This window comes from Treponema vincentii (assembly GCF_018336815.1).
In the GTDB taxonomy this organism is placed as follows: Bacteria; Spirochaetota; Spirochaetia; order Treponematales; family Treponemataceae; genus Treponema.
Window position 1 is genome coordinate 2,649,057 of sequence record NZ_CP050497.1, and the last position, 22,940, is coordinate 2,671,996.

General features: G+C 47.7%; 20 protein-coding genes, 3 tRNA genes and 2 pseudogenes. 6 read left to right on the forward strand and 19 right to left on the reverse strand.

Annotated elements, in window-relative coordinates:
* Nucleotides 1-165: 165 nt before the first annotated feature.
* On the forward strand, nucleotides 166-585 hold the full coding sequence (locus GWP40_RS12115) for a hypothetical protein (protein ID WP_212565513.1): 420 nt from the start codon (nucleotides 166-168) through the stop codon (nucleotides 583-585).
* A gap of 188 nt (nucleotides 586-773) precedes the next feature.
* Here GWP40_RS12115 and clpX read toward each other — a convergent pair whose 3' ends face one another.
* The 16 genes from clpX to GWP40_RS12195 all read right to left on the reverse strand — a co-directional run bounded on the left by clpX (nucleotide 774) and on the right by GWP40_RS12195 (nucleotide 13,278).
* A complete protein-coding gene (clpX, locus tag GWP40_RS12120) occupies nucleotides 774-2,018 on the reverse strand; it encodes an ATP-dependent Clp protease ATP-binding subunit ClpX (RefSeq protein ID WP_212565514.1) in 1,245 nt (414 codons plus the stop codon).
* Nucleotides 2,011-2,616 (reverse strand): ATP-dependent Clp endopeptidase proteolytic subunit ClpP, encoded by a 606-nt coding sequence (gene clpP, locus GWP40_RS12125; RefSeq protein ID WP_212565515.1) that lies wholly within the window; start codon nucleotides 2,614-2,616, stop codon nucleotides 2,011-2,013. Before clpP ends, clpX begins: the two co-directional genes overlap by 8 nt.
* Nucleotides 2,597-3,988 carry a trigger factor gene (tig, locus tag GWP40_RS12130; protein ID WP_212565516.1) on the reverse strand — a complete coding sequence of 464 codons (1,392 nt, stop codon included), beginning with the start codon at nucleotides 3,986-3,988 and terminating at the stop codon, nucleotides 2,597-2,599. The genes clpP and tig overlap by 20 nt, the downstream gene beginning before the upstream one ends.
* 111 nt (nucleotides 3,989-4,099) lie before the next feature.
* A tRNA-Gly gene (locus GWP40_RS12135) sits at nucleotides 4,100-4,171 on the reverse strand.
* Between the two features lie 35 nt (nucleotides 4,172-4,206).
* Nucleotides 4,207-4,286, reverse strand: a tRNA-Leu gene (locus GWP40_RS12140).
* Nucleotides 4,287-4,369: 83 nt separating this feature from the next.
* Nucleotides 4,370-4,442: transfer RNA gene (locus tag GWP40_RS12145), tRNA-Lys, on the reverse strand.
* Between the two features lie 430 nt (nucleotides 4,443-4,872).
* Entirely contained in the window at nucleotides 4,873-6,018 is a 1,146-nt protein-coding gene (locus tag GWP40_RS12150) for an aminotransferase class V-fold PLP-dependent enzyme (protein ID WP_212565517.1), read from the reverse strand.
* A gap of 17 nt (nucleotides 6,019-6,035) precedes the next feature.
* The gene (locus tag GWP40_RS12155) at nucleotides 6,036-6,305 is read right to left on the reverse strand and encodes a putative Se/S carrier protein (RefSeq protein WP_212565518.1); all 270 of its coding nucleotides are present in this window, start codon (nucleotides 6,303-6,305) and stop codon (nucleotides 6,036-6,038) included.
* Between the two features lie 3 nt (nucleotides 6,306-6,308).
* Entirely contained in the window at nucleotides 6,309-6,914 is a 606-nt protein-coding gene (gene yedF / locus GWP40_RS12160) for a sulfurtransferase-like selenium metabolism protein YedF (RefSeq protein WP_230974475.1), read from the reverse strand.
* A 76-nt stretch (nucleotides 6,915-6,990) separates the two neighbouring features.
* Nucleotides 6,991-7,155 carry a hypothetical protein gene (locus GWP40_RS12165; protein WP_230974476.1) on the reverse strand — a complete coding sequence of 55 codons (165 nt, stop codon included), beginning with the start codon at nucleotides 7,153-7,155 and terminating at the stop codon, nucleotides 6,991-6,993.
* A gap of 120 nt (nucleotides 7,156-7,275) precedes the next feature.
* Nucleotides 7,276-8,334, reverse strand: coding sequence for a selenide, water dikinase SelD (gene selD / locus GWP40_RS12170; protein ID WP_212565519.1), 1,059 nt, complete (start codon nucleotides 8,332-8,334; stop codon nucleotides 7,276-7,278).
* A 171-nt stretch (nucleotides 8,335-8,505) separates the two neighbouring features.
* Nucleotides 8,506-9,069: a rod-binding protein gene (locus GWP40_RS12175; RefSeq protein ID WP_212565520.1), complete on the reverse strand. Its 564-nt coding sequence runs from the start codon at nucleotides 9,067-9,069 to the stop codon at nucleotides 8,506-8,508.
* A 21-nt stretch (nucleotides 9,070-9,090) separates the two neighbouring features.
* Nucleotides 9,091-9,885, reverse strand: coding sequence for a flagellar basal-body rod protein FlgG (gene flgG, locus GWP40_RS12180; protein WP_016524140.1), 795 nt, complete (start codon nucleotides 9,883-9,885; stop codon nucleotides 9,091-9,093).
* Between the two features lie 23 nt (nucleotides 9,886-9,908).
* Nucleotides 9,909-10,724: a flagellar basal-body rod protein FlgF gene (flgF, locus tag GWP40_RS12185; protein ID WP_212565521.1), complete on the reverse strand. Its 816-nt coding sequence runs from the start codon at nucleotides 10,722-10,724 to the stop codon at nucleotides 9,909-9,911.
* 94 nt (nucleotides 10,725-10,818) lie between these two features.
* Entirely contained in the window at nucleotides 10,819-12,513 is a 1,695-nt protein-coding gene (locus GWP40_RS12190) for a DNA repair helicase XPB (RefSeq protein WP_212565522.1), read from the reverse strand.
* 495 nt (nucleotides 12,514-13,008) lie between these two features.
* Nucleotides 13,009-13,278 (reverse strand): BrnA antitoxin family protein, encoded by a 270-nt coding sequence (locus tag GWP40_RS12195; RefSeq protein WP_212566621.1) that lies wholly within the window; start codon nucleotides 13,276-13,278, stop codon nucleotides 13,009-13,011.
* 259 nt (nucleotides 13,279-13,537) lie between these two features.
* Between GWP40_RS12195 and GWP40_RS12200 the strand changes: the two genes are divergently transcribed.
* The 4 genes and pseudogenes from GWP40_RS12200 (at nucleotide 13,538) to GWP40_RS12215 (ending at nucleotide 16,275) form a co-directional block, all read left to right on the forward strand.
* Nucleotides 13,538-14,212: a DUF969 domain-containing protein gene (locus GWP40_RS12200; protein WP_212565523.1), complete on the forward strand. Its 675-nt coding sequence runs from the start codon at nucleotides 13,538-13,540 to the stop codon at nucleotides 14,210-14,212.
* Between the two features lie 19 nt (nucleotides 14,213-14,231).
* Nucleotides 14,232-15,188: pseudogene (locus GWP40_RS13495) on the forward strand (DUF979 domain-containing protein); the annotation flags it as partial.
* Between the two features lie 12 nt (nucleotides 15,189-15,200).
* Nucleotides 15,201-15,626: pseudogene (locus GWP40_RS13500) on the forward strand (pyroglutamyl-peptidase I family protein); the annotation flags it as partial.
* Between the two features lie 13 nt (nucleotides 15,627-15,639).
* On the forward strand, nucleotides 15,640-16,275 hold the full coding sequence (locus GWP40_RS12215; protein WP_212565524.1) for a PrsW family glutamic-type intramembrane protease: 636 nt from the start codon (nucleotides 15,640-15,642) through the stop codon (nucleotides 16,273-16,275).
* Here GWP40_RS12215 and GWP40_RS12220 read toward each other — a convergent pair.
* The 3 genes from GWP40_RS12220 to GWP40_RS12235 form a co-directional block, all read right to left on the reverse strand.
* On the reverse strand, nucleotides 16,256-19,012 hold the full coding sequence (locus tag GWP40_RS12220; protein ID WP_230974479.1) for a 16S rRNA (uracil(1498)-N(3))-methyltransferase: 2,757 nt from the start codon (nucleotides 19,010-19,012) through the stop codon (nucleotides 16,256-16,258). The genes GWP40_RS12215 and GWP40_RS12220 overlap by 20 nt on opposite strands.
* Nucleotides 19,013-19,028: 16 nt before the next feature.
* The gene (locus GWP40_RS12230) at nucleotides 19,029-20,051 is read right to left on the reverse strand and encodes a calcium/sodium antiporter (protein ID WP_212565526.1); all 1,023 of its coding nucleotides are present in this window, start codon (nucleotides 20,049-20,051) and stop codon (nucleotides 19,029-19,031) included.
* A gap of 110 nt (nucleotides 20,052-20,161) precedes the next feature.
* On the reverse strand, nucleotides 20,162-21,538 hold the full coding sequence (locus GWP40_RS12235; RefSeq protein WP_212565527.1) for an aldehyde dehydrogenase: 1,377 nt from the start codon (nucleotides 21,536-21,538) through the stop codon (nucleotides 20,162-20,164).
* Nucleotides 21,539-21,757: 219 nt separating this feature from the next.
* Between GWP40_RS12235 and GWP40_RS12240 the strand changes: the two genes are divergently transcribed.
* Complete coding sequence (locus GWP40_RS12240; protein ID WP_212565528.1) at nucleotides 21,758-22,930, forward strand: acyl-CoA dehydrogenase; 1,173 nt, start codon at nucleotides 21,758-21,760, stop codon at nucleotides 22,928-22,930.
* The last annotated feature ends 10 nt before the right edge of the window (nucleotides 22,931-22,940 follow it).

A 22,940-nucleotide genomic window follows, 5' to 3' on the forward strand; every position in this document is an offset into this window, starting at 1 on the left:
AGGAGTAATTCATAAATAATTGAAGACGTCCTATTGAGTAAACAATTTCTACCGTTTTCAATTATCAATACCGTAAAAGTCTGGCGTTATTCGCCGATATTATACAGGGCATCTCTAGAGATCAAAGTTTTAGGATGTCCTTACAGAAGATACTTGGAGGTTCTTATGAGACGAAGTATGGGTATCACCATCTTACAAATTGCACTTGTTTTTTTCTTACTGGTCAGCGGCGTAACGGGGCTTATGCAATCCAGCGCCGGTAATTTAAATCCGGTAGTTACATTTCTTACACAGTTGGTAAAAAGCTCGACGATAAGTACGATTATCATCATCGCGATTGCCGTATGCGAACTCATCGCCGGATTTTTCTTGTTGATGGGGTTGTTTACATTCTCTCCGCAGATTCTCAATGTGATTTTGATTATTTTTATCGTATTGTGGATTATCAATATTGTTTTGATCGATTTTATCGGAACATTTAACAGCGGCATTCATGGCGTGCACGGTTTATTAACCTATCTGCAGCAGCTATCCGCTCACCTGATGGTACTAGGAGCGCTTATCTGCGTACAATATCGCAACTGATTTTTTAAATTGATGGAAGCATCAAAAAAGCCGACGTCAAACGGTTGAAGTTAAATTTTCACCTCGTTTAATGCGTCGGCTCTTTTTATTTTAGGAGTCCTCTAAAAGCTTAGTAAGCTTTTTAGAGGCTTTCCTATACAATGACAAATAATAACAAATAAGCAAAATACAGCAAAGTTAAAAGCAGCTTACGCCGTTTTTTCCGAAATCAGTTTTAGCTCAGGTTTTTCCGTTTCCTCAATAACTTTTTTCGTGATATGCAGCTCTTTTTGCCCTTTCATCGAGGGAGCTTCAAACATCGCATCAAGCATTAGTTTTTCGACAATAGAGCGAAGCCCGCGTGCACCGGTATTTTGATCCAGCGCTTGCTGAGAAATCGCATCAAGGGCAGCATCATCAAAAGTCAGCTTAACGTTATCAAGCTTAAACGATTCTTGGAACTGTTTGATGATGGCATTTTTCGGTTCAACAAGAATACGCCGCAGGTCTTCGAGTTTTAAATCGCTGAGCGAAACACTGATGGGAAGCCGCCCGATCAACTCGGGAATAATGCCGAACTTTACCAAATCATCGGGAATGAGCTTGTCGTACAACTCCTGCAAATCCCTTTCTTTTGCAGACCGTACATCAGCCGCAAAGCCCATCGGATTTTCCGCAACGCGCGTTTGGATAATCGTATCAAGTCCAACAAAGGCGCCGCCGCAGATAAACAGAATATTGGACGTATCGATCTTCAGCATATCCTGATTCGGATGTTTACGCCCGCCCTGAGGAGGAACGGAAGCGACGGTTCCTTCAACAATCTTCAATAGAGCCTGCTGCACACCTTCACCCGAAACATCACGGGTAATCGACACGTTTTCACTTTTCCGCGCAATCTTATCGATTTCGTCGATAAAAATAATACCGCGCTCGGCACGGGCAATATCGCCGTCTGCATTCTGGATCAGTTTTAAGAGGATATTTTCAACGTCTTCACCAACATAGCCAGCCTCGGTTAAAGTAGTCGCATCCGCAATAGCAAACGGAACTTTCATCTTTTGTGCAAGTGTCCGTGCCAATAGCGTTTTCCCCGAACCGGTCGGCCCTATCAATAAAACATTTGATTTTTCAATAACAACGGCATTTCGGTCAGTCGGCGGATGCATAATCCGCTTGTAGTGATTATAGACGGCAACCGATAACACCCGTTTGGCTTTCTCTTGCCCGATAACATATTCGTCAAGATAGGTCTTTAATTCCATCGGTGTCGGGATATCCCCTGAAAGCTGCAGAGGCATTGCCATTTTATAAGCGCTCAAGTATTCCTTACAAAGCTGAATACAATGATCGCAGATAGCAACTCCCGGACCGGGAACAATTTTACGGCCTGCATCTTCCCGCTTACCGCAAAAAGAGCAAACCAAAGAAGGATCGCTTCTTAATTTAGGCATTTTTTCTCCTATCCATAACCATATCAACGATGCCGTATTCGCAGGCCTCCTGCGCAGACATAAAGAAATCCCGTTCCATGTCTTCGGCAACCGCCTTCTCCGATTTTCCGGTGTGATGGGCGCAATATTGGATAATCAGCTTTTTTAACCGGAGTATTTCCCGTGCTTGTATGGTAATATCGCTGGCCTGTCCCTGCGCGCCGCCCCACGGTTGGTGAATCATCACGCGGGAAGACGGCAGCGCAAAGCGCTTCCCTTTGCTCCCTCCTGCCAAAAGCACGGCAGCCATACTTGCTGCCTGCCCCAGACAGATGGTTTGCACGTCGGGATGAATATGCTGCATTGTATCGTACATAGCGAGCCCTGCCGTTACCGAACCGCCCGGACTATTGATATAAAGACTGATATCTTTGTCGGGATTCTGCGATTCCAGAAAAAGCAGCTGTGCAACTACCAGATCAGCAGTTGCATCGGTTATTTCTCCATCAACAAAGATGATACGGTCCTTTAATAGACGGGAAAAGATATCGTAGCTGCGCTCCCCGTTTCCCGTCTGCTCAATAACATAAGGAACAAGGCTATGCATCCGTTCCGACATCAGCAGCTCCCTCTCCAAGTAATTGTTCTACCGTCAGCTTCTCGCCCTGTTTTACCGTCGACTTTTCCAAAAGCTGGGCATAAAGTTTCTTTTCTTTAATATCATCAATCAAGTATTCTTTTTCGCGGGGGTTACCATCATAATGCTTTTTAACATCTTCCGTTGAAGCCCCTGCGCGTTCGGCTATCGAAGCATATTCTGCTTCAACATCTTCCGGCGAAGCAGTAATAGCCCGTTCTTCCATCAGTTTTTCAACAATAATGCGGGTTTTAAGCCGTAGCTCAGCCTCCGCCCGCCATTCACCCATCGCAGATTCTTTAGAAAACTTACCGTTTACACCGCCTGTCAGTTTTTCTAAGTTTTCGGGCGACATTCCCAACCGCTGTGCCAGCATAGCCCACCGCCCTTCGAGTTCCGCCTTAATCATGGACTCAGGCAATTCTATAGGATTAGCTTCCGCCATCTGCTTCAGCAGATCGTCGGTCTTTTTCCGCTCTAAAACATCTTCTACCTGACGGGTAAGATTCTTCGATATGTCGGCTTTTAAGTCGGCAAGGGTCTTGTATTTCTCGCTGACATCCTGTGCAAGATCATCATCGATAGCGGGCAAGTCTTTGCGCTTCAATGCAGTTACGGTAACCTTTAACTTGATTGTCTTTCCTGCAAGCTCTTTATCGATATGGTCAGCAGGGTATGTCTTGGTGATAACCTTTTCTTCGCCTTTTTTCATACCGATAAGCTCATCATCTACGCCGTAATGGAATTGTCCCTTACCAACGGTAAATACAAAATCATTCCGTTTTGAGCTTTCGATTTCCGCATCGGCATCATCAAGCTGTACATAGTTGATAGTTACGATATTATCATTCTGAACGGTATCGGAATCGCTGCAATCGATGACAAGTGCATTGCGTTCCTGTATCAGCTTCAATTCTTTTTCGATATCGGCATCAGTAACGGTCACTTTGGGAACGGATACCGTGAAGCCTTCCGTCTTTGTTATTTCTACTTTGGGAAGCACATCATACAGAACGGTAAATACCAAGTCGGAGTCGAGTTTGAAATCGGGTGTACCGTCAAGTTCAGGCTGCGAATAGGGCAACGGCCGTGAATATTTATCCGCAGCATCAAACACTTCTTCCAATACATTCTGAATTACTTCGTCATACGTTTCGGCACGCAGCGTTTCGCCGAATTTTTGTTCAAGGATTTTTACCGGTACTTTGCCTTTACGAAAGCCCGGTATTTGGAGCTGTTTCGCATATTTTTTCGTTAAAAGTGCATATCGGTTTTGCACCTCATCCTGTTTAACGGTGATCGAAAGTTTCATCCGAGACTTTTCGATAGGGGTAAATTCTTTCGTAAAATTCATTGGCATATCCTTATGATCCTAAAAAGGTTTCTCTCAAGAGAACTTTATTCTTTACCGGAAACGTCCGGTTAAAAAAAAAGCGATTCGGATGTACCGAATCGCTTCTGTAAGAGCGGGAAACGGGGATTGAACCCGCGACATCCACCTTGGCAAGGTGGCGCTCTACCACTGAGCTATTCCCGCAAAATATATCGCTCGGTATGGACTGTGTGGAATCCTGCGAGAGGAGGGACTTGAACCCTCACGCCGAGGCACCAGATCCTAAGTCTGGCGTGTCTGCCAATTCCACCACTCTCGCTCACAAAGTGAGTCGAAACAATATACCGATGATTTCTAGGAAAGTCAAGTCCTAACCTTTAGGCTACTTAACCCCTATTCATCTGAGCCATGCAGGCTTCGAACCTGCGACCCACAGATTAAGAGTCTGTTGCTCTACCAGCTGAGCTAATGGCCCATTGCTTAAATGTCTTAGCAAGACTGAACGAGTATTCCATAATTTCAAAAGAAAGTCAAGCCCCGTGCAAACGCATCATGGCTATTTCTTAGCATCCCCGCAGAATAATTGAGGCCGTTCAACCAGAACTGCCACGGATGGCGGTGGTTTTATGCAGCAGCGATGTTTTGTGCACGCACAAAACTCGCCTTCAACTGTTGTACACGGATGTACAACAGTTGAAGATGGTTCAAATGGTCTCACGGCCTCAATTATTCTGCGCTTTTATCTACTCTGCCTGGTGAGTTTGCTCTCCTGCCAAATCAACATACCGCAGTACCGCCATGGATGGCGGTAGTTTTATGCAGAAGCGATGTTTCGCGGTGACGCGAAACTCGTAGCCAAAACTATACACGGATGTATAGTTTTGGCGCAGATGCGTCGTATATTTTCAAAAGGACTCGCTGATGGCGCCAAGAGCATCAATAGCTGCCTCTATCTCTTCCGGCGTATTAAACGTAGAAAAGCTGAAGCGGACAATCCCTTGCGCTTCCGTTTTATAGCTCCGGTGTACAAGCGGAGCGCAGTGGGCACCCGGACGGGTTGCAATGCCGTACCGTTCATCAAGGAGGCGGCTCACTTCAGAAGACGGCACGGTTCCAATGTTCAGCCCGATAACGGGACCGGCATTCTGCACTTTCGGTGCATAGAGCGTGATAAACGGAAGGTCTGCGGCGAGTTTGAAAAAGTATGCGCGCAGCTTTGCTAAATACGCAGCGGCATTCTCTTGTCCGAGATTTTCGATGTATGCACATCCTGCAGTCAGTCCGGCAAAGGAAGGCACATTCATGGTGCCGGCTTCAAACACATCAGGCATTGTTGCAGGGTGTGTTTTGTCAAAAGAATGAATGCCGCTGCCGCCGGAAAACACCGGCTTAAAAGCAAAGTCGCCGTTCACGACGATGCCGCCGGTACCCTGTGGACCATACAACCCTTTATGCCCGGTAAAGCAGACAATAGTTTGTTCATATTGCGAAATATCCATCGGCATGGTACCGGCGCTTTGGGATGCATCGATAATCAGCGTCAACCCATTCTTTCTGCATAAGCCGTAAATTCTCTGCATATCGGGAACGGCGCCGATAACATTGGAGCAGGCGGTAACAATAATCGCCTTGGTATTGCTCCGTATCTGCGTTTCCATTGCCGTATAGTCAAGCGCGCCTGTTTCAAGATCAAAGCCGATAATCGAAAGCTCCGCCCCCTGACTTTCCAGCTGATAGAGCGGACGCAAGACCGAGTTATGCTCAAGCGCAGTGGTAATGAGGTGATCGCCTGCTCCGAACAAACTTTTGAGCACAAGGTTCAAGGCTGCCGTTGCATTTTGGCACAGGGCAACTTGCAGCGGGTCTGTTATATGGAAGATACGGGCAACGGCAACACGGGTTTTATACAAAGAGGCGAGTGCCGCATGGGCGGTTTTATGCGCGGCACGCCCCGGATTTGCAAACTGCTGCGAGACTATCGCGTCATACACTGCATCTGCAACACTGTCCGGCTTATGGAGTGTCGTCGCACTGTTATCAAAATAAATCATACTACTTACCCTTCCGACTATTTCCCAGACATCTTTACAGCAGTTCTGTCTGCACCGTGGACGGTGAGGGTATATACATCCTGATACGCAGCTCCGCTTGTTTTTAATAAGTCAACCGCTTTTTCCGCATCTTCACGGTTGACCCGCAGCGCCATTCCGCAACCTTCCGAGATTTCCGGAGGGAGCGGGATCAGGCGGGCGCCGGAGAGACCGGTCACTGCCATTTCCGCTGCGATTGCCTGATGAGCACTATCAAATGAAATAACGCAAAATACTTCGTTCTGCATGGTTTAGGGCTTTACGACCTTATTGGTACGCATAATTTCCGTAATACGGTACATATTCGTAGCCGAACCGACTTGCAGTTTCTCTTTTAAGCCATAGAAATCCAAACACAGCCCGCATGCAAGCACTTCCGTTCCCTTGTCCTGTAAGGTTTTTAAATCCTTGACGGTCTTTTCGTTCTCGGTTGCAAGGCGGATACCGGAGTTATACATCACTACCATTTTAGGGATTCGATCCTGTTCAGTCAGTGCATACACAAAGTTCTCCAACAGCTTTGTGCCAAAGCCTTCATCACCGGTGCCCATCTTATCGGAATTGATCACCACAACATATTCGTCAACGCCTTGTTCCAGCACGCTTGTGTCGTTCAAAATAGTACAAGCCTCGCAGCCTTGAAAGTCGTAGAGTACGGTGTATTCCGCATCATTCAGCTTGGTAACGCTCGCCTTGATATTCAGCTGCCCAGCCATCTTGGTCAGGTTCTGGGTCGCAATTTCGTTATCCACCCGTATCAGGATGTTTTCGCCTGCGGTGTTTTCGCTCAATACTTTTTTCGTCATAATGACGGGAATGGGACACACTTTGCCCATCGCATTTACTTCAATCATCATTTCTCTCCATATATTATCTCACCACAATCGGATAATCCGCACGAGGTTTTATACATCACATTCTTCAGGTTTGCTGTTAGGAGCTTTTTGTAAAACAGCTAAAAACTTTTCTCGCGATCCGTTTTTTTGCCCGTTGCTCAATATACTGTTCCGTTTGTAGTGCCGATAATTTTTCTCCTATTGCAGCGGCAATAAATTGATTTATTGAGATGTTATCAATTTTAGCAACTTCTTTTATCATTGTATGATATGAATCCGGGATTCTAATACTCAATGTGCTCATTTTTGACCTCCATTTAATGTATCTATAAACTCCCGCGGCGTTAGTGCAACGATTCCTAACTGTTCCGCTTCTTTAAAGTTATCTCACCACAATCGGATAATCTGCACGCGGTTCGATGGCGCCGATTTGGAATAGACTGATTCCTGCCTCGGCAAAGGCCGGTCTGATTTTTTCCGCTTCGGCGGGGCTGACGGCAAAGAGTAAACCGCCTGAGGTTTGCGGGTCAAAGATGATTTCTTCGAGTGCAAAATCTTTTATGCCGAATTGAATTTTTCCTTGGGCAAAGTTCCGGTTCCGCTGTCCGCCGGCGGTAAGCAAAAATTCACCGGCTGCCTGATACGCTGCCTCGATATAGGGAATACGGTTTGCGTCAAGGCGGGCGGTAAAATCCGTGCCGGTCATTTCCGAAAGGTGTCCGCTCAAGCCGAAACCGGTTACGTCCGTGCAAGCATGAACGGTGAAGTTCCGAAGAATTTCGGCTGCGTATTTATTGAGGTAGGTCATCGAGGCAGCTGCTTCGTCAAAGGCGGAGCGGGGAACTTCTCCTGCGCTGTACGCGGTGGTGATAATCCCGATTCCTAGTTTTTTGGTTAAAAATAACACATCTCCCGCCTGCGGGGTGTTGTTCCGCCAAATGCGCTTAGGGTGTATCGTTCCCATCACGGAAAGTCCGTATTTTATTTTGGGGTCATGGATGGAGTGCCCGCCCACCAGCGCAGCGCCTGCTTCTTTCACCTTTTCCGCGCCGCCGGTTAGAATGCTTTGCAGCGCCGCGTATGCATTATCGCGGGTCGCTTCCTCAGGATAGCAGACAATGTTCATTGCACATACCGGCTCACCGCCCATCGCATATATATCGCTTAAAGCATTTGCTGCTGCAATCTGCCCGAAAAGGGTAGGATCGGTTACCATCGGCGGGAAAAAATCAAGGGTCTGAATGACTGCTATATCGGGTGTCAGCTGAATAACGGCCGCATCATCGGAGCTGTCGAAGCCGACCAATAAGCCTTCATGTGAAGTTTTAGGAAGTGTTTTCAGTAAGGCGCTCAAAACCCCTGCGCCGATTTTTGCATTGCATCCGCCGCAGACAAAAAGTTCATCGCCCTGTCCGCTTGCGGATTTATTATAATTTTCCATTGATTTATTATAATATATGGAGATGCTTTTTACAAGCAAATGTGAGTTGTGATAAAATACGTTTGCAAAACGACACTATCTACACAGACTGATATGCTGAGGTCGCGGTCGTTTCTTTTGTTTCATGCAATACCCCTACTAACCAGATATTTAGGTTTTAAAAAGATTTTCTTACCCTTGTTGATTAAGCTGTAAATATATTTGATCGGCAAGGCCGAGTCCCGCATTTTTAGTCATTGTGCGGGAAAGCTCTTCGTACATCATATCGTCGTACATTTTACCGGCAAAGCTGTCTTTTCCGGTCAGGCTGTTTTTGCCGAGTGTACTCCGCATGGAATCGAGCATGATTTTGACAAAGTAGGATTCAAGCTCAAGAGCTTGCTGATACAGTTCGGAGGTTTTATCGATAGTGGCTTTTGTACCGGAGTGTTGTGCCGCAGAAACGGCGCCCATACCCTTAGGTTGAGCCGCACGATCTGCATCGGTAGGATTGACGATTTCAAATGAGCTTAGATACTCACCCGGAAGCCGTGTCGAGAGGTTTGAATGAGCGGATTCCTTCGCCGTAGAAAAACGGGCGGATTCGGTCTTTAAGGAATCGAGCAACTGAGAAAAGCTTTGCGTGTTTTTTGCAGCATGTTTGTTCGCCGGACGAGATCCTTTTGTATGAGAAGTATCCCGCACTACCGACTGCTGCTGCACTGTATAGGTATTCTGCTTTACCGCTTCAATCATCAAATCCGCTCCTTCAATCAATTACCGCTTTAAGCCGACTGCGGTACCGAGCATATTGTCGCTGGTTTGGATGGCTTTTGAGTTAAATTCATAGGCACGCTGTGCGACAATCATGTTGACCATTTCGCTGACGGTAGAGACGTTCGACATTTCCAAAAATTTATGCTCGGTTTTGCCGAAGCCGTTAAAGCCGGGGCGCCCTGCGATGGCCTGACCAGATGCCGGAGTTTGCCGGAACAAATTGCTTCCTTGAGCGGAAAGCCCGACCGGATTCTGGAAGCGGTACAGCTCAATCTGACCTACTTCTACCGGATCATCCTGCTCCCCTACCCGCACCGACACCCTGCCGTCTTGACTGATTGCGATTGTGTGCGGAAGATAGTTTTCCGGGAAAATAATTTCCGGCAAACAGCGGAGTCCGTTTGAGGTTACCAACTGCCGGTCGGCATCGATTTTAAAGGAACCGTCCCGTGTGTACGCATAGGTGCCGTCATATTGCAGCACACGGAAAAAACCCTCTCCTGCAATAGCCACATCGGTAGAAACACCTGTGTTCTGCAACGAACCTTGTTCAAAATTCCGCTGCGTTGCGGCGAGCTTTGCACCGTGCCCCATCTCCACGCCGACGGGTGTAATCGTATCTTCGGTTGCAGGTGTTCCCGCCGCCCGAATGGTCTGATACAGCAGGTCTTCAAACTCCGCCCGCTGTTTTTTAAAACCGCTGGTATTCACGTTTGCAAGGTTGTTTGCAACGGTATCAATATTTGCTTGCTGGCTGTTCATGCCGGTTGCGGCTGTCCATAAACTTCTTACCATCTTATTCTCCTACTTCTCCTACGCTATTTTACTTTCGCAACCTCGTTCCAAAGTTTACTCATCATTGTATCTTCGGATTGAATTGTCTTTTGATTTGCTTCATACGCACGGTTAACCTCGATCATGCGTACCATCTCATTGACTACCTTAATATTTGAAGCTTCGACAAAGCCCTGCATTACAACAGGACGGTCGCCGCCCTCCGCAGCGATAGCAGGTCCCGACACGGGTGTATCAAGATAAAAACTGGAACCGTGCTTTTTCAGATACCGGTCATTTTCAAACGTAACGATTTTAAGCCGATCGGTAAGCGTTGCATCCGAATCGGGTTCGGTCATCGGCCGTGCATAGATCTCGCCGTTTTGTTTTACCTGATATTCCTTGTCCTGCAAAAAAATGCGACCATTTTCTCCAAGGACGGGATAGCCTTCTTTGGTCATCAAATAGCCTTCAACACCGACGGTAAAGTTCCCGTTGCGGGTATACCGTTCACCGTACGGGGTTTCCACGCAGAAAAAGCCCTTGCCTTCAAGCGCGAGATCGGAGGCCGCATTGGTCTGCTTTAAGGAACCTTGCTCAAACTCGGTAAAGATTTCATTCAGCTCCACCCCAAGACCGAGTTTTCCGATAATGGGCGCAATGTCTGACGAACCGAAAGGATTTTTAACAACGCCGTCATCATTTAAGCGCCGTATCAGTAATTCGGGGAAATTTTTATGGGTCGCAACGTCCCGTTTATAGCTTGTCGTATCGGCATTTGCTAAATTCTGAGCGATAACGTCCAGCTGTTTTTGCTGAGCGTTCATGCCGCTTGCTGCAGTGTACCAACCTCTAATCATAAGAACCTCTCTAAAGAATATCGGCACAAGGGGAAAAATATGAAGAGGTTTTTATTGAAGCAATTATAATTGGAAGTTTAGTGATTCCATTGCACTATCGTATGCATGTATCTGTGAAGAAATCCGCATCGGTGATGAGCGAGTAGGCATAGCCCTGTTCCGCAAGGAATTTTTGACGGTGATCGGCGCATTCTTCTTCGACGGAATGGCGGGTTACCAGCGTGTAAAAAAACGAATCCCGCTCTTTAGGCCGAAGAATACGCCCGAGCCGCTGGGCTTCCTCCTGCCGGCTGCCGAAAGTTCCGGAAATTTGGATTGCCACGGAAGCATCCGGTAAATCGATTGCGAAATTCGCTACCTTGGAAACCACCAGTACGGAAATATCGCCCGCTCTGAATGAGTCGTACAACACTTCCCTCTCGGCATTCGGCGTTTTTCCGGTGATGAGCGGCGCATGTACCTCTTCGGCTATTTTTTTCAGCTGCGTAATGTATTGCCCGATAATCAAAATTTGGTCGTCGGTATGCCGTGCAAGCAGCTGCCGGACAATTTCGTTTTTTGCTTCGTTCTCACTCGCAATCCGGTGTTTTTCGCGCAAGGGGGCGGCGGCATACTCAATCTCTTTAGAGACCGGCAAGGGGATGCGTATTTCCGTACAATAGGCGTGAGCAATCCAGCCCTTTTCTTCCAGCTCCTTCCACGGCACGTCATAGCGTTTAGGGCCGACGAGACTGAATACATCACCTTCGCAGCCGTCCTCCCTGATCAGCGTTGCCGTTAAGCCGAGCCGCCTGATCACTTGCAGCTCCGCGGTAATGCGAAACACCGGAGCGGGAAGTAGATGTACTTCGTCATAGATAATCAAGCCCCAGTTCCGTTCGCGAAACAGCTTAAAATGAGGGAACTCCGATTCGGTGTCCGGTCGCCATGTTAAAATTTGATAGGTTGCTACGGTAACCGGCTTAATCTCTTTGGTATCGCTTGAATAAATACCGATGGTATCGGGTTCCAATTCGGTTTTATCGATTAACTCGCGCTTCCACTGATGCACCGCGGCGGTGTTGGTGGTTAGAATCAATGTATCAGTGTTCAGCATCGACATAACCAGCATACCGACAATCGTTTTACCGGCGCCGCACGGCAGCACAATCGTACCGAAACCCGTTCCCGGTCCCTTATCTCCGGTGAATGCTTCCGCCGCTTCCCGCTGATAGTCGCGGATGATAAAATCTTTTTCTTTTTTTGTCTGCGTACGTAAATCAACCGCAAGCGGCGCTCCGTCTTTCAACGGTACCTCATCGCGCACCGGCCAACCCATTTTCAGCAGCGCCTGTTTTACCGTACCGCGGTTCAAAAGCGCAATTAAAAACGAACGCGGTTTTTCCGCCGCGACCAGATATTTTGCAAGCTTAGGCGAAGCTTTTAATTCTTGATATATTCGGTCGTTTTCCGCCGTTAAATACAAAAACGAATCATCTTCACACTGAGTCAGTTTGATCTTGCCGTATCTACTGAACGTTTCTTCCACCCAACCGAGTACGGCAGGGGGAATATCAAATCGGGAAAACCGCTTGAGCGTTTCCGTAATTTTTTCGGCAGTAAAGCCTGCGCTTGCGGCGTTCCATAATGACAAGCCGGTTAAGCGGTAGGTATGCAAGTGTTCGGGAGATTTTTCAAGTTCTGCAAAGGGGATAAGTGCAAAACGCGCATCCGTTGCTTCCGGCGCATGAACGTCGAGCAATATGGAGCGGTCGCCTTGAATGATAAGCGGTTTTAATGAAGCGGACATAGCGGATGATTTTACGCTATCCTTCACGTTTAGTCAAATCGGTCTTTTGAAAATATACGGCGCATCTACTGCGTCGTTACGCAAAAGCGAATGCTCAACGTACAGTAAGTACGCCTCCGCTTCGCTTTTGCTAAACTCCTTGTATCTGCGCCGTCTATTTTCAAAAGCGATGGCTGTAAGGGGATTTCTTTCGTTACTGCGCACAAATTAATCCTCAACGTATCTCAGAAGCGACACGGATGTCGCTGGTTCCATACAGTAACAAGTTTGCATTGCAAACTTGCAGCCCAAAAATGAACAAGGATGTTCATTTTTGGGCGAGGATGGCGGAGGTATTAAGCAGCAGCGAGATTTGTGGTATACACAAATCTCGTCGTTGACCAGGGTACAGGGACGTACACTGGTCAACAGTGCATCTACTGCGTCGCTCGTTCAGCGAAGTACGTCCGTGTACTTCGCTGAATACAAGTTTGACCGGTGTCAAATGGATTATCTTCACTGTGCTGCTTGTTTTTCCGCTGCCATTGCATTGCGTAAAATGGTATTTATTCGGCTCTGATACCCCTTACCGTATGATTTAAGCCATACAATAATGTCCGAATCAAGACGGATTGAAAGCGGTTTTTTTATTGGACGATACATTTTAAAAAACTCTTCTTGTGTTAGCTCCGGAATATCAGATGTATCAATCGGTTGTTCAGCAAGTGTTTTTAACTGTTCTATCCGCTGTTGTGTAAGCATACTTTTAGCTTCTGAAAGTGTCATTGACTGCATCATAATATAACCCCTTTTCATTATCCCATTCAAACAACCCATCATCCATACTTAACGGTATATACATTTTAGTCATTTGTCAAGCGTATGTTTTTTAGAGTTTTTCCTTAGATTTAATTTGCGATGTAAAAAATTTTAAATAGACAGCAGGCTGTAAGTCTGATAAAATGTGTTCTAAAAAAGTTACGGTTATCATGTATCTCTCAAAACTCCGTTCTTTTTTCATCACTATTTATCAGAAGGAGATGATATGAACTATTTTGTTCTCATCGGCATTGCGATTATCATTGTCGGTTTTATTTTAAAACTTGACGTTGTCGCAGTCGTATTGATTTCCGGTCTCGTTACCGGGTTGATTGCAAAAATGGGACTGGTTGAAGTGCTCAATGCAATTGGAACGGGGTTTGTCAATAACCGTTATATGAGCTTATTTTTTATTTCGTTCCCGGTTATCGCCATTATGGAACGGTACGGCTTAAAACTACGCGCTGCGGAATGTATCAAAAAGATTAAGGGCGCAAGCGCCGGTATGGTTATTTGGCTCTACATTGTAATCAGAACGATCGCCTCCGCTTTTTCGATTCGATTAGGCGGTCATGTTCAATTTATCCGTCCGCTCATTTTGCCGATGGCTGAGGGAGCTGCCCGAAAGAGTATCAAACTGACTGACGAAGATATTGAAAAAATCAAAGGGCTTGCCGGCGCTTCCGAAAACTACGGAAACTTCTTCGGGCAAAACATCTTCCCCGTTGCATCCGGTGTTCTGTTAATTACCGGCACCTTGAAGGAACAAGGGCTTGATATCAGCAATATCGATGTTGCAAAGTATTCCATTTTAGCGGGTGTTGCGATGGTGCTCATCGCGCTTGTCCAGTGCTGGTTGTTCGAAAAGCATTTAAGAAAAGGGGGGAAGCGCGATGTTTAGTTTTATCCATTCTCACAGCATGATTATCGACGAAATTATCTACGGCCTCTGCGGTCTTGTTTCCATTATCACCGCATTCATCTCCTTAAAAGGGAAAAAGCATTTGAGCGGGACGTTTTTGTTTTGGGGTATCTTGGGCTTGTTGTTCATGTTCGGCAAAGTGATCGTATTGAACGTTCCGAACGGCGGAGCTATTATCGGCGGATTATTGATTTTGTTGGGTATCCTCACACTGACAAAACAAGTAAAGGTTGCAGACCTCCCGACTGCCGAAAAAGAAGAAGTAGAAAAAAATTCGCAAAAGGTCGGCAATAAGATTTTTATTCCGGCGGTTTTAATCGGCGTTGTAGCAATGCTATTGGCGCAGGTCAAAAGCTTTAATATTTCGCTTGGAACCAATGCTGCCGGTAAGGCAATCATCTTCGGTTTTTCGACCGCTCAGGTTGTCGGCGCAGCCTCCATTATTGCATTGATTTTTGCGGTGTTATTGGCAAAACCGACATTGAAAAATACCGTCAACGATACTTCAAAGATGCTGATGCAAGTCGGCTCCTCAAGCTTACTTCCGCAATTACTCGGCGTTTTAGGAGCGATATTTGCAACTGCCGGTATCGGTAAAATCATCGGCCAGTTTGCAAGCGGTATTGTACCGCAAGGGGTACCCATTCTCGGTGTTATCGCATACTGCCTCGGCATGGTAATCTTTACGATGATTATGGGTAACGCATTTGCCGCCTTTACCGTCATTACCATCGGCGTCGGCGTTCCCTTTGTTATTATGCAAGGCGGAAATTCGGCAGTTGTCGGTGCACTCGGTATGACCTGCGGATACTGCGGCACACTTTTAACGCCGATGGCGGCGAACTTCAACATCGTTCCCGCAGCAATTTTGGAAACCGAAAATAAATACACGCTTATTAAAACGCAAGCCTTTATGTCGGTTGCCTTGATCATCGTGCACATCATCTTGATGTCAATCTTCGCCTTTGTAGAAAGAATCGGTATCAACATCGACGATTGCCGCATCCCCGATAACGAAGGGAATCAACCGATCGATGAACCGGTGGTAAAAGGCGGCCCCGCTGCATATTTCGTTACCGTTCCGATAAAAGCTATCGTTGAAAACATAAAAGCGCATAAAATTCCCGCTTCAATTTCCAATACGGCGGGTACTTTTATTTGCAACCATGTTTGTTACGGTGTCGCGCACCTTGCGGCAGCCAGAACGGCGGCGGGGAAACCGATGAAAAGCGGCTTTATCCATATTCCGTTCCTGCCCGAACAGGTAATCGGGAAACCGGCGCTTACCCCCTCGATGAGCTTGGAAACAATTGTCAGCGGCATTACCCACGCACTTGAAGCCATCGTCGAACACGGTTCCGACATAAAAGTTTCGGGCGGAAAGATATGCTAGCGGTTCGTACAGCATGAGTATTATCGGGCTACTGATAACGGCATTTTTACCGGCATCGGCAGCGGTCTGTATTGCAATAAAAAAACACATTCCCGTTTATACGCTTGCCGCCGTATTCTTTGCAGCGGCAGCGTCACTGCTTCCGGTGCTTGCGCTCCAGCATAGTGTTCATACTTTTTTAGATGCCGGTATTGCAAAACAATCGGAAGCGGTGAGGCTCCTGTTTAACAGCTTTATTACGACAGCCTGGATAGAAGAAGGTGTAAAAGCAGCGGTATTCGGTTTAACGGCAGCTATAGTTTTAAAAAAAAGATTCGGCATTACACAAAGTATGCTGCTTGGCGTATTCTTCGGCTTTGTCTTTAGCGGTTTTGAAAATATCTCGTATAGTTTGCGGTATTCCAACGTGCAGTCTCTCCGGCTTGTTACCGCCGCCGTATTACACGGGACGCTCGGCTGTTTTTATGCATCAATGGCATACACAAAAACAAAGCGGAAAGCTGCGTTCGTCTTTCTCGCAGCGGTTGTTCTCCACGGGCTTTATAACTTTTTTATTTCGCTGGGCGGCGGCTTCATACTTCCCGCAGCGGCAGTACTCGGCATTGCCTGCTTATATGCAGTACGGCTTGTTACGCCTTCCCGTCCTTAATTCTAAATATCAACTCCACTTCAAGGTCGGAAGCCTTATAATGCCAAAAGATGATATCCGAAGTTTGCTCCACCGATACGGGGCTGAGTTGATAGAGTTTATACAGAAAAGAATTTGCATTCAGCGGTTCTTGGCGTAAATCCATCGTAATCTCGTACTGCTGAGCTTCCGTCTTTCGGCATAGAAAATAAGCGGTCTCATTCAGCTCGGCGCCGTTAGCCGTAAAGCGGCGGTCTGCTCCGTACAAGAACGAACCGTTTGCGGCGGGAGCGGAACAAAATGTATAAACCAAATCGTCTTTAATTTCCTTACCGTTTATCCGCAACCGAATAAGTTCCGCCGCAGCCCCTTGTGCAAGCGCAGCGTGAGCCTCTGCCGCATTGCCCGCGCCGGTATTTCCGGCAGTACTTGCAGCATTGACGGTATCGGTACTCGTACCGCCGCTTGTGTCGGCAGCATTGTTTCCATTGGTTCCTACAACGGTATTTCCGGTTGATGCAGTTGCTTTCTGTACAACTTGACCGGTTTGCGTATTCTCTTTTTGAGCAGCTTGAGCGGTTTGCGCTTGCAGTTTTTCCAGTTCGGTTAAAATCTTTGTTAAAACGGCTCCGCCCGTATCGGTTTGCAAACCGGTTACATTGCCCAAACCTGCATTGCCGCCTAATCCCGCATCAGTGCCGAGCAAATTATTGAGCAACGTCAGGTTGCCGCTGTTCTGGCTTAATGCCGCCAGCGTTTTAGCGTTGAGTCCGTTCAGCGCCGTTGATTTTTTTACATCGCTTTTACCGGAATTACCGGAAGCGGCAGCGGCGTTACCTGTCTGTTTCCCCTTCGCCCCTGCTGCGGACGATGGGGTGCGTTTTTGTTGCAAAAACGTCGGAGGCTGAATAACGGGAGGCGCAGGCGGCCGAGTGATCCCTCCGCCGATAGTAACTTCAGGGATGTCCGGTATCGCAGGTATTTGCATTTGCCCGACTCCGGTATTATCCGCAGCGAGAGGAGAAATCAGCCGCAGCAAAAAGAAAAAACAAAAGATAAACGGCGTTACGGGCATCTTTGCAAGCGTGTCTTCCAACTCGCTGAGCCGCGCTTGCAGGCTGACAATCGTGCGCTCAATTCGGCGCTTTTCATTTTCCAACTTACGCCGCGGGTCTTCATCCTGCGGTTTACTTTTCACGCTGTCGCGCACAAACGCAGGACTGTGCTTTTGTAAAAAAAGATCCTCTGCTGCGGCGCGTTTATCGGGATTTGCAATATTCGCAACCACCTTCATCGCTTCATAGCCGAGTTCCGGCTTTACATCGAACGCATGTATTTTCTCAATCGTCGCAGCGGAGGCGCGCGGCAGGCACAGCACACGGTCGATATAATCTTCGTAGCGGACACCGGCTTGCTTACAGAGCACCCGCGCCTTGCTTAAAAGCCTACCGAGTTCCTTCATCAGCTTGCCGTCCTCCGCCATGATGGTCGTCCTGATTGTATCCGTCAGTTCGAGCAGTTCAGGCGATTCTTCCATAGCGATTTTATACAGCCCCTTCTCCTCCGCCTTTTGCAGCAGCCGGTGAAAATAGCTCCAAAACCGCTGCGTATGCACACGGCCGGAACGGGTGCCGTCCAGCTCGCAGAGCCGATGATGCGTATATTCGTGAATAGCGGTGTACAGCAGTTCGTTATCGACGGAAAAGTTTTTATTGTGCAGCAAAATCTCATGCGTATCGCTTTTATAAAGCCCGTTGACTTTCTTGCTCGCCTTGCCGGTAAACGTTACCGAAAATTCAAGTTCCGACTCTTCAATCTGCAATAATATCTCTTTTACCTGATCCTGATTCATTGCACTCCTCTCATATCCCATGCGCCGGATAATGCAAGACACACTGCAACAGCGGAAGTAACGGCGGTTTCCGTACGCAAAATTCTCCGTCCCATAGTATAGGCAGTGAATTGCTTTTTTTGCAAACAACAGCCGTTCATTCAGACTCCAGCCCCGCTCATTCCCGACAGCAAGCCACAGCGTTTGTTTTCCGTCCCACTGCAGCTGAGGCAGCGGATACATCACAGGAATGCAGAGTGTGTCGCCTTGTTCACTATGCGCTTGTTCAATACGGTCTTGCCCAATACGGCCTTGTTTCATGCGATTTTGTTCAATAGAACCTTGAGAACCTTGCTCAATTTGAAAAGGAACATCGAGCACCGCCCGCAGATGATCCGGACGGATATCATCCTCATACCGGTCGAAAAAATGCCGTACACTATAGGCTCGATACACGTTCGGGATATGAGTATCCCCTGCCTGACTGCATCCGTCAATCAGCAGCCGCTCTATCTCCGTTTCCGCAGCGATATCGGCCTGTAGATAGGATTTTTCCCCCAGCTCGGTACCGGTCAGATACAGTGCCTCAATTCCAAGCCCTGCGACATCACGCAAAATACGGCGCAGCTGAATGGGACGCGGAAACCCGAGTATCAGTCTGATGGGCGGCAACGCTAGATCCGGAAAGGCTCCATCAACCCCATCAGGAGCTTGCTTATCCGCTACGGTAAACCGTGCAGTCAACAGCTCATCGGAAAGGGAAGTGATCTCCGCCGTTCCTTTTTCCCCGTCAATGATACCCGCCTTGAATACTGAACCCACACCGAGCTTCAGCACTTTTTTGATATGTAAAAAGCGTTCATCAGTTTTGGCAAAAGAAAAATTCCCGTCTGAAAGTTCTTCCTCTCGTAATAAAATGATATTCATGGCAGCCTTGCCGCCCTTAACCTGTGATATGTCTTAATGTAAAATTGAGAACAATGTATGCGGCATAAAAGATAAAAAGAACCGCGCCTTGCAGCCGTGTTATGACGCTGCGCTGACGTGTTGAACAAAAACGGAAGATGCCGAGCACCAGCAGCATGGTCGGGAATTGCAGATAATAAAAATCTACCGGCACACGGATACCGGCGGGAGTCACCGCAGCCGCTACACCCAATACAAAGAGGACGTTCAAGATATCCGCTCCGATGATGTTGCCCGCCGCGAGTTCTCCGTGTCCTTTCCGAACAGCGGTAATTGCAGTTACCAATTCGGGCACGCTCGTACCGAATGCAACCAACGTCGCCGCGATAATACTCTGCGGAATACCGATCTTTATAGCGGAAACTTCTACCGTAGGAATCAGTATTTTAGATGACAGCACAACCGTTGCAATTCCGACAGCCAGCCACACAAGCAGCAGCCACAACGGCTTTTGATTTTCTTCTGCCGTATCCTGTTCGCTCTCTTCCATAGATTCTTTCGCCCAACGGAACGATATATACATATAACACGCGAGCAGCACGACAAAAATCCAGCCCATCCACTGATAGATTTTTCCTTCCCTGCCCGGGGAAAAGAACGGGAGCGAAACAAGCGTCAACAGCAGCGCTGCCGAAAACTGCACGGTACCCTGCCGATGGATGAGCCGTTTATCGACCGGCACCGTACCAAGCATCGCGGCAAGCCCGATAATGAGAGCCGTATCCGCAATAATCGAGCCGATAGCATTCCCAAGCGCAAGCTCCGCATTTCCTTTAATTGCCGCTAATGTAGACACCGACGCTTCGGGCAGGGTCGTGCCGAGACTGACAATCGTCGCACCGATCACCATCTTGGGCATTCCCCATTTAAGCGAAAGGGCAACCGCGCTGTCTACCAGCCAATCCGCACCCTTACTCAGCGTAAACAAGCTTGCAACAAGCACAATCAACGATATTACAACCGATGAATTCATTAAAAAATCATGTAAGAGTGCATCCATATAAACCTCGTAAAATATCAGCAACCGGAATATCTGGAAATATACCGGTTTAGGCAAAATCACGCAAGACAGCTTGCGGGGCACAGCCGGATACACCGTCCGGTATGCACCTACATAAACTTTTTAACGAGGTTGAAATTTTTCTCGCTATAAGGATGATAGCGCATCGGTAAGTCTACCAGCAGGGATTTTTTCATTACGCTCTTTTCGTGGCTGAAAGTGTAAAAGCTTTGTTTTCCGTGGTAATTCCCCATGCCGCTTGTCCCGACGCCGCCGAAGGGCATGTACGGTGTCGCAAGATGCACGATTGTGTCGTTGATGCACCCGCCGCCGAACGATACTTCCGACAGGATCTTCCGCTCTACGGCGGCATCCTTGGTAAAGAGATAGAGGGCAAGCGGCTTCGGGCGGGCACGGATTTGGTCGACAGCCCACTGCACATCGCTAAATGAGATGAGCGGTAAGATAGGGCCGAAAATTTCTTCCTGCATAACCGGCGATTCAAAGCTGATATTGTCCAGTATCGTCAGCGGTATAAAACGCCCGTGCGCATCCTTTTCCCCGCCGATAACAGCCATTTCTCCTTCCATTAAATGTGAGAGCCGTTCAAAATGTTTGTCGTTGACAATCCGCGTCATATTGCATGAGACATACGCGTCCGTCGGAAAAAATTCACGGAGAACTGCCTTACACTGTTCGATAAACGCTTCTTTTACCGCAGTGTGAATTAACACATAGTCGGGAGCGACGCAGGTTTGTCCGCCGTTCAGTATCTTACCGAAAAGGATACGTCGCGCCGCCGCTTTCATATCGGCGGTTTTATCGACGATACAGGGGGACTTGCCGCCGAGTTCGAGCGTTACCGGCGTCAGGTTCCGCGCAGCTGCTTCCATAACAAGCTTACCGACTACCGTACCGCCGGTAAAGAAGATGTAATCGAACTTTTGCTCCAAAAGCCCGGCATTCTCTTCTCGTCCGCCGGTTACAACCGTAACAAAGCTCGGATCAAAGGTTTCCGCAATCAAATCGGCGATTACTTTTGAGGTTTCGGGAGTATAATTCGACGGCTTTATCACCGCGCAGTTTCCTGCAGCAATCGCACCGGCAAGCGGTGTCAGCGTTAAATTGACGGGATAGTTCCACGGCGACATAATCAGCACGGTGCCGTACGGTTCGTAATAAATCGTACTCGACGCTAAAAAATGACTGAGCGGCGTGCGTACCCGTTTCGGCTTCATCAATTTTTTCAAGTGTTTCGATAAGAAGCGGACTTCTTCCTGCACCATACCGATTTCCGTAAGATAGGTTTCCATCGGCGCCTTGTGTAAATCCTTATAGAGCGCATCACTTATTCGCTGCTGATATGCGTGAACGGCGGCTCCCAGCTTACGAAGCTGTTCCGCTCGAAACTCGTATGATTTCGTTACATTCGACGCAAAAAAGGCCGAAGTATCCCGCACCAGCGCGGCTATGGCTATTCTTGTCATATAATCATTCTCCCCCGACGCAAAGGCTCAAGAGAAAAAAAGTATGATAAATCAGATTCTTCCTCTATCCATTTCGGCGGTTTGCTGATATAATCTATCTATAAAAATACTACTATTACTTGCTTGCAGCTAAAAATGTACGCCGCTATTATACTATGAAAAAGCCTCTATATAAAGTAGAGATTTTTAATAAAATTCAATAAGCGAAGGAGATTCAACATGGATTTTACGTTGAGCAGAGAACAGCTCATGGCGCAGCAGCTGTTTCGCGATTTTGCGCAAAACGAAGTAAAACCGCTCGCTGCCGAAGTCGACGAAGAGGAAAAATTTCCTGAAGAGAATGTCAAAAAGATGGCAAAGCTGGGATTCTTCGGTATTCCCGTTCCGAAACAGTACGGCGGACAAGGAGCTGACGTTTTAACCTATGCTATGTGCGTAGAAGAAATGAGCAAGGTATGCGGAACGACCGGTGTTATCATTTCCGCCCATACGTCACTTTGTATCGATCCGATTATGCACTTCGGAACGGAAGCGCAGAAGATGAAGTATGTACCCGATTTAGCTTCCGGTAAGAAAATCGGTGCATTCGGATTAACCGAACCGGGCGCCGGTACCGATGCTCAAGGACAGCAGACCACTGCAGTACTCGACGGCGATCACTGGGTATTAAACGGCAGCAAGATCTTTATCACCAATGCGGGCTATGCCGACGTCTTTATCGTTATTGCAGTAACCGGCACGGTAAAGGATAAAAAAGGCCGCTCTATGAAAGAGATCAGCGCGTTTATCGTAGAACGCGGCTTCCCCGGTTTCTCCGTCGGTAAGCATGAAAAGAAGATGGGTATCCGCGGTTCTTCAACCTGCGAATTGGTCTTTGAAGACTGCATTGTACCGAAAGAAAATCTCCTCGGCGTACAGGGACGCGGCTTTATTATCGCTATGGCAACCCTTGACGGCGGACGTATCGGTATTGCAGCACAGGCGCTCGGTATTGCGGAAGGCGCTATTGAAGAAACCATCAAATACACAAAAGAACGTGTCCAGTTCGGAAAGCGCATCAGCCAGCAGCAGAACACTCAGTTCCAGCTCGCAGATATGGCAGCCCGAACACAAGGCGCTCAGTATCTTGTCTATGCGGCAGCATGCAAGAAACAGGCAGCCAACGAAAATCCCAATATCCGGTATTCTGCGGAAGCGGCAATGGCGAAGCTCGTTGCAGCTGAGGTCGCAAGCGATGTAACCCGCCGCTGTTTACAGCTCTTCGGCGGATACGGCTATACCCGCGACTACCCGATTGAGCGGATGATGCGCGACGCAAAGATTACGGAAATTTACGAAGGCACGAGCGAAGTACAGCGCATGGTTATTGCCGCAAACCTCGGCGTCAATTAAGGAGGACAAG

Bases quoted from the DNA above. Each gene is read 5' to 3' on its own strand.
- GWP40_RS12115 (WP_212565513.1), top strand. From the start codon at position 166: ATGAGACGAAGTATGGGTATCACCATCTTACAAATTGCACTTGTTTTT.
- clpX (WP_212565514.1), bottom strand. From the start codon at position 2,018: ATGCCTAAATTAAGAAGCGATCCTTCTTTGGTTTGCTCTTTTTGCGGT.
- clpP (WP_212565515.1), bottom strand. From the start codon at position 2,616: ATGTCGGAACGGATGCATAGCCTTGTTCCTTATGTTATTGAGCAGACG.
- tig (WP_212565516.1), bottom strand. From the start codon at position 3,988: ATGAATTTTACGAAAGAATTTACCCCTATCGAAAAGTCTCGGATGAAA.
- GWP40_RS12150 (WP_212565517.1), bottom strand. From the start codon at position 6,018: ATGATTTATTTTGATAACAGTGCGACGACACTCCATAAGCCGGACAGT.
- GWP40_RS12155 (WP_212565518.1), bottom strand. From the start codon at position 6,305: ATGCAGAACGAAGTATTTTGCGTTATTTCATTTGATAGTGCTCATCAG.
- yedF (WP_230974475.1), bottom strand. From the start codon at position 6,914: ATGATGATTGAAGTAAATGCGATGGGCAAAGTGTGTCCCATTCCCGTC.
- GWP40_RS12165 (WP_230974476.1), bottom strand. From the start codon at position 7,155: ATGATAAAAGAAGTTGCTAAAATTGATAACATCTCAATAAATCAATTT.
- selD (WP_212565519.1), bottom strand. From the start codon at position 8,334: ATGGAAAATTATAATAAATCCGCAAGCGGACAGGGCGATGAACTTTTT.
- GWP40_RS12175 (WP_212565520.1), bottom strand. From the start codon at position 9,069: ATGATTGAAGCGGTAAAGCAGAATACCTATACAGTGCAGCAGCAGTCG.
- flgG (WP_016524140.1), bottom strand. From the start codon at position 9,885: ATGGTAAGAAGTTTATGGACAGCCGCAACCGGCATGAACAGCCAGCAA.
- flgF (WP_212565521.1), bottom strand. From the start codon at position 10,724: ATGATTAGAGGTTGGTACACTGCAGCAAGCGGCATGAACGCTCAGCAA.
- GWP40_RS12190 (WP_212565522.1), bottom strand. From the start codon at position 12,513: ATGTCCGCTTCATTAAAACCGCTTATCATTCAAGGCGACCGCTCCATA.
- GWP40_RS12195 (WP_212566621.1), bottom strand. From the start codon at position 13,278: ATGACACTTTCAGAAGCTAAAAGTATGCTTACACAACAGCGGATAGAA.
- GWP40_RS12200 (WP_212565523.1), top strand. From the start codon at position 13,538: ATGAACTATTTTGTTCTCATCGGCATTGCGATTATCATTGTCGGTTTT.
- GWP40_RS12215 (WP_212565524.1), top strand. From the start codon at position 15,640: ATGAGTATTATCGGGCTACTGATAACGGCATTTTTACCGGCATCGGCA.
- GWP40_RS12220 (WP_230974479.1), bottom strand. From the start codon at position 19,012: ATGAATATCATTTTATTACGAGAGGAAGAACTTTCAGACGGGAATTTT.
- GWP40_RS12230 (WP_212565526.1), bottom strand. From the start codon at position 20,051: ATGGATGCACTCTTACATGATTTTTTAATGAATTCATCGGTTGTAATA.
- GWP40_RS12235 (WP_212565527.1), bottom strand. From the start codon at position 21,538: ATGACAAGAATAGCCATAGCCGCGCTGGTGCGGGATACTTCGGCCTTT.
- GWP40_RS12240 (WP_212565528.1), top strand. From the start codon at position 21,758: ATGGATTTTACGTTGAGCAGAGAACAGCTCATGGCGCAGCAGCTGTTT.